This is a genomic window from methanotrophic endosymbiont of Bathymodiolus puteoserpentis (Logatchev) (assembly GCF_900128525.1).
Lineage (GTDB): Bacteria > Pseudomonadota > Gammaproteobacteria > Methylococcales > Methylomonadaceae > Methyloprofundus.
In genome coordinates this window covers 1-7,660 of sequence record NZ_FQTQ01000124.1, presented here as the reverse complement: position 1 = coordinate 7,660, position 7,660 = coordinate 1, and the positions used below count along the sequence as shown (strand labels likewise).

Annotated in this window: 7 protein-coding genes and 1 rRNA gene; 5 read left to right on the top strand and 3 right to left on the bottom strand. The window is 39.7% G+C overall.

The genetic code is table 11. The annotated features are described in order from the left end of the window. Positions 1 to 34 precede the first annotated feature (34 nt). Both rrf and lnt read left to right on the top strand, forming a co-directional pair. Positions 35 to 149: ribosomal RNA gene (gene rrf / locus BQ7314_RS09805) — 5S ribosomal RNA — on the top strand. Between the two features lie 129 nt (positions 150 to 278). Continuing rightward, a complete protein-coding gene (lnt, locus tag BQ7314_RS09800; RefSeq protein WP_174483522.1) occupies positions 279 to 1,787 on the top strand; it encodes an apolipoprotein N-acyltransferase in 1,509 nt (502 codons plus the stop codon). A gap of 30 nt (positions 1,788 to 1,817) precedes the next feature. On the opposite strand, the gene BQ7314_RS09795 is transcribed toward lnt, so the two are convergent. Together BQ7314_RS09795 and BQ7314_RS09790 are read right to left on the bottom strand one after the other, a co-directional pair. Further along, positions 1,818 to 2,594: a ParA family protein gene (locus BQ7314_RS09795; protein ID WP_174483521.1), complete on the bottom strand. Its 777-nt coding sequence runs from the start codon at positions 2,592 to 2,594 to the stop codon at positions 1,818 to 1,820. Positions 2,595 to 2,642: 48 nt separating this feature from the next. Next, positions 2,643 to 3,131 carry a zinc ribbon-containing protein gene (locus BQ7314_RS09790; protein ID WP_174483520.1) on the bottom strand — a complete coding sequence of 163 codons (489 nt, stop codon included), beginning with the start codon at positions 3,129 to 3,131 and terminating at the stop codon, positions 2,643 to 2,645. Positions 3,132 to 3,213: 82 nt separating this feature from the next. On the opposite strand from BQ7314_RS09790, the gene leuS reads away from it, so the two are divergent. The 3 genes from leuS to holA are packed head-to-tail and all read left to right on the top strand — an operon-like array spanning position 3,214 to position 7,206. Further along, positions 3,214 to 5,658, top strand: a complete 2,445-nt coding sequence (gene leuS, locus BQ7314_RS09785) for a leucine--tRNA ligase (protein WP_174483519.1) — start codon at positions 3,214 to 3,216, stop codon at positions 5,656 to 5,658. A gap of 16 nt (positions 5,659 to 5,674) precedes the next feature. After that, on the top strand, positions 5,675 to 6,175 hold the full coding sequence (locus BQ7314_RS09780) for an LPS-assembly lipoprotein LptE (RefSeq protein ID WP_174483518.1): 501 nt from the start codon (positions 5,675 to 5,677) through the stop codon (positions 6,173 to 6,175). Then, on the top strand, positions 6,175 to 7,206 hold the full coding sequence (gene holA / locus BQ7314_RS09775; protein ID WP_174483517.1) for a DNA polymerase III subunit delta: 1,032 nt from the start codon (positions 6,175 to 6,177) through the stop codon (positions 7,204 to 7,206). Before BQ7314_RS09780 ends, holA begins: the two co-directional genes overlap by 1 nt. Here holA and BQ7314_RS09770 read toward each other — a convergent pair. Beyond that, a complete protein-coding gene (locus tag BQ7314_RS09770; RefSeq protein ID WP_174483516.1) occupies positions 7,203 to 7,562 on the bottom strand; it encodes an ATP-binding protein in 360 nt (119 codons plus the stop codon). The two genes, holA and BQ7314_RS09770, sit on opposite strands and share 4 nt — an antisense overlap. Positions 7,563 to 7,660: the final 98 nt, after the last annotated feature.

The following is a 7,660-nucleotide window of genomic DNA, read 5'->3' as shown; positions in this document are numbered from 1 at the left end:
GCAAGAGGAAGAAAGTAACAATCAAACCAGTTTGCTTGGTGACCATAGCGAGCGTGAACCACCCGATCCCATCTCGAACTCGGAAGTGAAACCGTTTAGTGCCGATGATAGTGTGGATTTATCCATGTGAAAGTAGGGAATTGCCAAGCTCATATTCTAAAACCCAATCTAGTCATAGGTTGGGTTTTTTTTTGCCCATTTATTAAGGATCTTTTACTAAAATTTTTAATTTGCTACTATTTTTAGTATTCCAATTCAAATAATTAAACAGAAACTGTATGGCAAAATTATTTAAAACTATATGGGGTGATATTCTTGTCTTTATTGCAGGCGGGGTATTAACGCTTTCTTTTTCTCCTTTTGATGCATTTTTGTTAGCTTTTGTTGCTTTGGCGATTTTCAAGTTTTCTTTGTCAACTGAGTTGAGTATTAAAAGAGCAATATTACGCGGATTTTTATTTGGTTTTGGACTTTTTGGAAGTGGTGTATCTTGGGTTTTTGTTAGTATGGTGCTTGGAGAGCAATCTGGGATTTTTATACCCATATTAATGACACTGTTTTATTGTTGTTTTTGGGCTATATTCCCTGCCATTTCTGCTTATCTTTTCATTAAACTACGCACTAATAGTTATGTTGACTGGCTAGTTTTTTCATGTGTATGGGTATTTGTAGAGTATGTTCGTGGCGAATGGGTATTAGGCGGCTTTCCTTGGCTACAAATTGGCTATAGCCAATTAGATAGCTATTTATCTGGGTATATACCTATCTTTGGTGTTTATGGTGTGGGACTAATTATCGCTATGATTTCTGCATTATTGGCTGATAGTTTATTGCGTAAAAATACGCGTAGAGAGTCTATCATGGGAGTGACTTTTTTATTGATTGTTGGTGCTGTACTGCAAGGTATAAATTGGACTAATGTTTCAGGAGATCCAATTAAAGTAACTTTAATTCAGGGAAATATTGTGCAAAAGGATAAGTGGCAACTGGAAAATAGAAATACAACTTTAAAGCAATATTATGATGATAGTGCTAAACACTGGGACTCGGACATTATTATTTGGCCAGAAACGGCTATTCCTGCTTATTATAGCGACGTTAAAGATAGTTATTTAATGCCTTTGCAGGCAGAAGCAGAGGCGCATAATACAGCTATCATTACTAGCTTGCCATATAAGGGGGAGGCGGGTCAATTATATAATTTGGTGTTAACTTTGGGTGAATCGGAAGGCTTTTATAAAAAAATACACTTACTACCTTTTGGTGAATATTTGCCGTGGCAACCTGTTTCTGGGTATTTATTAGGCTTAATGAATGTTCGGCTAGGTAATTTTAGTTCTGGGGATATTGATCAGCCTTTACTTAAGGCTGCAGGGTATCAATTTGTAACTTCTATTTGTTATGAAGATGCTTTTGGTGAACAGAACATTCGGTATATAGAGCAGGCTAAGTTTTTAGTGAATGTAACTAATGATGGTTGGTTTGATGGTTCTATTGAGCCGTATCAACATATGCAAATTGCTAGGATGCGTGCTTTAGAGTCGGGGCGTTATTTATTACGGGCAACAAATACAGGTGTAACAGCTATTGTTTCAGGTACAGGTAAGATAATTCATCAAGCACCGGTCATGCAAAGAGCTTCCATTACTGCTGATATTAAGCCTATGAGTGGCTTAACACCTTATGCGCGCATAGGAAATAAGCCTGTTATTGTGCTTATTTTAATGGTATTGCTAGGGGCATTTCTCAATAAATACTATTTAGTAAAGAAACTAGCGAGATTATAGTTTAATTACGATCTCGCTCTTAAACTGAAATTATTTACTATGAATTTCTATATGTAATTCACGAAATTCATTAGTTAGTTTATGATTTGGGAGGTAGTGGACCAGAGGTTTAGATTCTGAGTGTGATTCGCGTACTTTCACCGATGGGGAAATTTTACTGTTTAAAACAGGGATTCCTTCTGCGATTAATTCTTCGACAAGTTGTCTAGGTAAGCGGGCTTGAGCCTGGAATTGATTAACGATAACACCTTCAATTTCTAGGTTTTGGTTGTGGTCAGCTTTGACTTCACTTAGGGTCTGCATCAAGGTGTATAACGCTTCACGAGCAAAAGTATCACAATCAAATGGAATTAAACATTTATCGGATGCGATTAATGCTGACTGACTATAAAAATTAAGAATGGGTGGCGTGTCAATATAGATTTCATCGAAGCCTTCTAGCTTATCCAGTTCTTCTTTTAGTTTAAAAATTTTATAACGAGACTCTAAACGACCTTGCAAAGGTTCTAACTCTGGATGTGATGGCAGTACGAATAAATTAGGGAAGGGTGTTTCGTGGATAATATCTTCTAAGCCGCCTGCTTGTCCACCAAAAAGTCCAAGGCTTAAACAGCCTTTAAAAAAGTGGGCAACTGTCTTATCTGAGTTAGTAACTTTTTTTCCTAATAAATACTGGGTTGCATTCCCTTGTATATCAAGGTCTATGACTAAAGTGCGCTTTCCTTCTATGGCGCTAATTGCCGCTAAATTACATGTAATAGTAGATTTTCCTACTCCGCCTTTTTGGTTGAAAATGACCCTGCGCATTCTATTCCCCGATAAATCTATCAAATGAAGTTGTTATTATATGTAATATCAAGTGCGTATAAAAGTTTCTGCGCCACATTCTGGGCATTTAGGAATAATGCTGGTGCTTTTAAAGGCAATAACTTTTCCGCATTTTTTACAGCTCAGTGTGCCCGGGGCTGTAATGTCACCAGCTTTATAGGGGTGGCTGTATTGCTGAGCATTGAGCTCGAGCCGAGCAAGTTCTAAGCGTGTTTTATCAGCAATACTTAGAAACGAGTCAAGAGCAAAATTTTCTAATAAAGCAATATCAAATTTAAGCCATTCAGTTAACGACTCATCACTGTTGTCTGGCAGGGATTGTGCTGCATGATGTAGATCCCTAGAGACGGCATCAGCAACATGATTTATTTCTTCTTGTGATAGGCCACCTAATGCGCTGATTTTTTCTTTTGCTGCATCGATGCTATCAGCTATAGAATGGATTGTATCGTCAGTTGCTTCATACATGTATTCCATGAAGTCGTTATAGGCTTTGGTTAGTTTATTTTCACTCATAAGAATTGCTCCGTAAAAAGGCTTTAGATTTAGTTCACTGTAAGGTATTCTAACGCTTTTGAATGCAATAAGACGAGTAACAATGCAAGAAAATTACAAACCACTAGAGATTGAGTCAGAAGTGCAAGCCCAATGGGAAGAGTCAGGCGTGTTTCGGGCTTCTGATGCGGAAGATAAAGAGAAATATTATTGCTTATCGATGTTCCCTTATCCTAGCGGTCGATTGCATATGGGTCATGTGCGTAATTATACGATAGGTGATGTTATTAGTCGTTATCAACGCATGCAAGGTAAAAATGTAATGCAGCCTATGGGGTGGGATGCTTTCGGCTTGCCTGCTGAGAATGCAGCTATGAAGCATAATGTGCATCCAGCGGAATGGACTTATGAAAATATTGCTTATATGCGTGAGCAGTTAAAGCAGTTGGGTTTTGGTTACGATTGGGACCGAGAATTAGCGACTTGCGATCCAAGTTATTACCGGTGGGAGCAGTGGTTTTTTCTTCAGTTACTGGAAAAAGATTTAGTTTATAAAAAAACTTCAGCCGTGAATTGGTGTCCTCATGACCAGACAGTCCTCGCTAACGAGCAAGTAATTGACGGCTGTTGCTGGCGTTGTGATACGGCAGTGGAGAAAAAAGATATTTCGCAATGGTTTTTAAGGATTACAGCTTATGCAGATGAATTATTAACCTCATTGGAGCAAATGAAAGGTTGGCCAGAGCAGGTTAGAACCATGCAGGCAAATTGGATCGGGCGCTCGGAAGGTTTAGAAATGGTTTTTTCGGTTAGTGGCATGGATGATGTCAACATTTATACTACTCGACCCGATACTTTGATGGGGGTAACTTACTTAGCCGTTGCTGCTGAGCACCCATTGGCTTTGAAGGCTGCAACAGATAACGTAGATATTGCTGCTTTTATTGATGAGTGCCGACATACGGAGACTTCTGAAGCGGCTTTAGAAACCATGGAAAAGAAAGGGATTTATTCAGGATTTAAAGCAAAGCACCCTGTTACTGGTGAATTAGTGCCAGTTTGGATTGCGAATTTTGTTTTGATGACTTACGGGACAGGTGCTGTTATGTCGGTACCAGCACATGACCAGCGGGACTATGAATTTGCTAAGAAATATGGCATAGCAATTAAGCAAGTTATTTTTTCTACGAGTGGTACTGAAGATAGTATTGCTGAGCAAGCCTTTACAGATAAAGGCATATTAAAGAATTCTGCTGAATTTGATGGCTTAACTTCGGCAGATGCGGTTAATGCGATTGCTGATAAGTTAGAAAAAGAGCAGAAAGGCTTGCGTAAAACTAATTTCCGATTACGTGATTGGGGGGTTTCTAGGCAACGTTACTGGGGGGCCCCCATCCCTATTATTTATTGTGGTGATTGTGGGACAGTTCCAGTCCCAGAGGAAAGCCTACCGGTTGAGTTACCTAAAGATGTGGTTTTAGATGGCTCTAACTCACCGTTAGCAACGCACGATGCCTTTTTGCATGTCGACTGTCCTAAATGTGGGAAAGCTGCAAAACGTGAAACGGATACGTTTGATACTTTTATGGAATCATCTTGGTATTTTGCTCGCTTTGCTAGTAGCAAAGCAGATTCAATGCTGGATGAGAGTGCTAAATACTGGTTGCCTGTAGATCAGTATATTGGTGGTATTGAGCACGCAATTTTACATTTACTTTATGCGCGTTTTTTCACTAAATTAATGCGTGATGAAGGCTTATTAGTCTGTGACGAGCCTTTCAAAAATCTATTAACTCAAGGTATGGTGTTAATGGATGGCACAAAAATGTCTAAGTCAAAAGGGAATACGGTTGATCCTGAACATTTAATCGCTGAATACGGTGCTGACACTGTGCGCTTGTTTGTTATGTTTGCCGCGCCACCAGAGCAATCTTTAGAGTGGTCTGATAGTGGTGTAGAGGGTAGTTTTCGATTTTTAAAGCGCTTATGGCGTCAAGTGCATTTACATACCAGTCATATCTCCGTTGTGCCTAGTTTAGATAAGAAAAGCCTAAGTAATGTAGAAAAAGACCTGCGTAGGCAATTACATCATGCTATTGAAAAAGTAACCGATGATATCGGACGTAGGCATCATTTTAATACTGCCATCGCAACAAATATGGAGCTATTAAATAGTTTAGCTAAATTTGATGCACAAGGTGATAGTGCTGATGCAGTACGTCAGGAAGTAATGGAAGCGATTGTTTTAATGTTATACCCAATTGCGCCACATATTTGTCAGAAGTTATGGTTAGGTTTAGGTAAAACTGAGGATATTAATCGGCTTTGGCCGAGTGTTGATGCGGCAGCATTAGTGCAAGATGAAATACAAATGATAGTTCAAGTAAATGGTAAGTTACGCGGCAAAATTAAGGTTGCAACAGGGGCAAATAAAGACACTATAGAAGCGCTTGCTTTGGCCGAAGAAAATGTACATCGATTTATAGCGGACAAGCCGGTGAAAAAAATAATTGTCGTACCTAAAAAATTGGTAAGTATCGTTATTTAAGGGGTTGAAAAGAATAATGGCTAAAAATAGTAGTATTTTAATGCTGATGTTTTTGCTAACCGCTTGCGGTTACCACTTGCGTGGAGCAATTCAGCTTCCTGAAGCATTGCAGAAAATTTATGTGCGTGGTGCTTCGGTAGAATTAACCAATGCCATTGCTACGACTTTTCGTTCCGCATCAGGTGAGTTAGTTGCAACAGCAGCTGAAGCCGGCATGATTTTAAATATTACTAACGAAGATTATCAGCGCCGTACTATTTCCATAGATTCTTCTGGCTTTTCTAATGAATATAATCTTGTGTATCGCCTAACTTTTGATTTGCTTAATAACCAAGGTCGTGTCTTAATCGCTGCACAAACGATAGAAGTCTCTACATCATATTTTAATACGCAGAGTAGTAATACTGTGTTGTCAAAAGGTAATGAAGAGGAGGTTTTGCGTAAAGAACTTTATAGTCAGGCGGTACGTTCGGTTATTGATAGAGCCAGAGCTGAATTAAAGAAGACCTTGCCATAGTGTGGTTAAAAGCTGAACAACTGCCGGCAGCATTAGCTAAGAAGCTCGCGCCTATTTATTTTTTGAGTGGCGACGAGCCGTTGCAATTAGGCGAAGCGGCTGATGCTGTCAGGCTGGCGGCTAAAAATGCAGGTTATGACAGTCGAGAAGTGCTCACGGTTGATACTAGTTTTTCTTGGGGTGATTTTTTACAAGCAGCCGATTCAATGTCAATTTTTTCAGAAAAGAAAGTCATTGATTTACGTATGCCTGCTTGTAAGCCTGGCGCGGAGGGTAGTAAGGCTTTAGTGAGCTATTGTGAACGAGTGCCTGAAGATACCTTATTATTAATTAGTGCGGGTAAGCTAGAAAAATCCGCTAAAAAGTCAAAGTGGCTGACGGCACTCGAAAAGCACGGTGTTGCCATACAAGTCTGGCCTTTAAGTGGGGCTGCTTTAGTGCAGTGGTTACAACAACGATTACAACGTAGGGGCTTGCAGGTAGAAAGAACGGGGGTTGCTATTATTGCTGCTCGTGTGGAAGGGAATTTATTGGCTGCGGCCCAAGAAATAGAAAAGCTGTATGTATTGTATGGGCAAGGCGTTGTATCTGATGCGCAAATCCAAGAAGCTGTTGCGGATGGCTCTCGGTATGATGTTTTTAATCTTGTTGATGCAGCATTGTCGGGGCGGGTCGAGCGTGTGTTAAAAATCTTCTCAGGCTTACAGCATGAAGGTATTGCAGCACCGATTATTCTTTGGGCTTTAGCGCGAGAAACACGCAACTTGATTCATATTAAACGGCAGTTAGACGCAGGGCAAGCGCAAAATACAGTTTTTATGCGTTATCAAGTTTGGGGGGAGCGTCAGAAATTGGTCAATCATGCTTTAGCTAAGTTACAGCAGAAAAATTTAATGCGTGGTTTATTGGTTGCGGCTCAAGCTGATAGACAAATTAAAGGTGCCCAGCAGGGGGATTGTTGGGCAAGTTTGTTGCAAATTGCCTTAATGCTGACAGGTAAGGATATTCATGTACCGTCAGTATCATTTTAAGGCAAAAATAAGCTGAAGCTTGCCCCACCTAATTGACTGTCATTAGTCGTGCTAATATAGCCGGATTTGTTGCCATTGCAGTGTAAGTTAGCAATGATGGAGACAAAATATAAACCTAGGCCGGTATTTCCAGTTTTAAAGTCCACTTTACCTGTGTTGGTGAAGTTCTCTGGAAAGCCAGCACCATCATCTTCAATTTTAAAGTACACATAGCCATCCTGTTGACCTGCTGAAAGAATTATTTTTTTATGACTATAGCGCTGTGCATTGTTTAAAATTGAGTTAATTGAACTGCAGATTAAATTAAAATCGCAGTAGCAAAGCAAGTCAGCAATTCTCAATTTAGGATTTCTCATATTTCTGGTATCGGAATTTCTAGCCCTCTCAGCATAAATTCCAGTAATGATTGCCAGCTATCAAAGTGCATGTAACGAGTAAGCGCCCTTATATCATC

What these genes read in the sequence shown, in the direction of transcription:
- BQ7314_RS09780 (WP_174483518.1), top strand. Translation starts at nt 5,675, where the DNA reads ATGGCTAAAAATAGTAGTATTTTAATGCTGATGTTTTTGCTAACCGCT.
- BQ7314_RS09795 (WP_174483521.1), bottom strand. Translation starts at nt 2,594, where the DNA reads ATGCGCAGGGTCATTTTCAACCAAAAAGGCGGAGTAGGAAAATCTACT.
- leuS (WP_174483519.1), top strand. Translation starts at nt 3,214, where the DNA reads ATGCAAGAAAATTACAAACCACTAGAGATTGAGTCAGAAGTGCAAGCC.
- BQ7314_RS09790 (WP_174483520.1), bottom strand. Translation starts at nt 3,131, where the DNA reads ATGAGTGAAAATAAACTAACCAAAGCCTATAACGACTTCATGGAATAC.
- BQ7314_RS09770 (WP_174483516.1), bottom strand. Translation starts at nt 7,562, where the DNA reads ATGAGAAATCCTAAATTGAGAATTGCTGACTTGCTTTGCTACTGCGAT.
- lnt (WP_174483522.1), top strand. Translation starts at nt 279, where the DNA reads ATGGCAAAATTATTTAAAACTATATGGGGTGATATTCTTGTCTTTATT.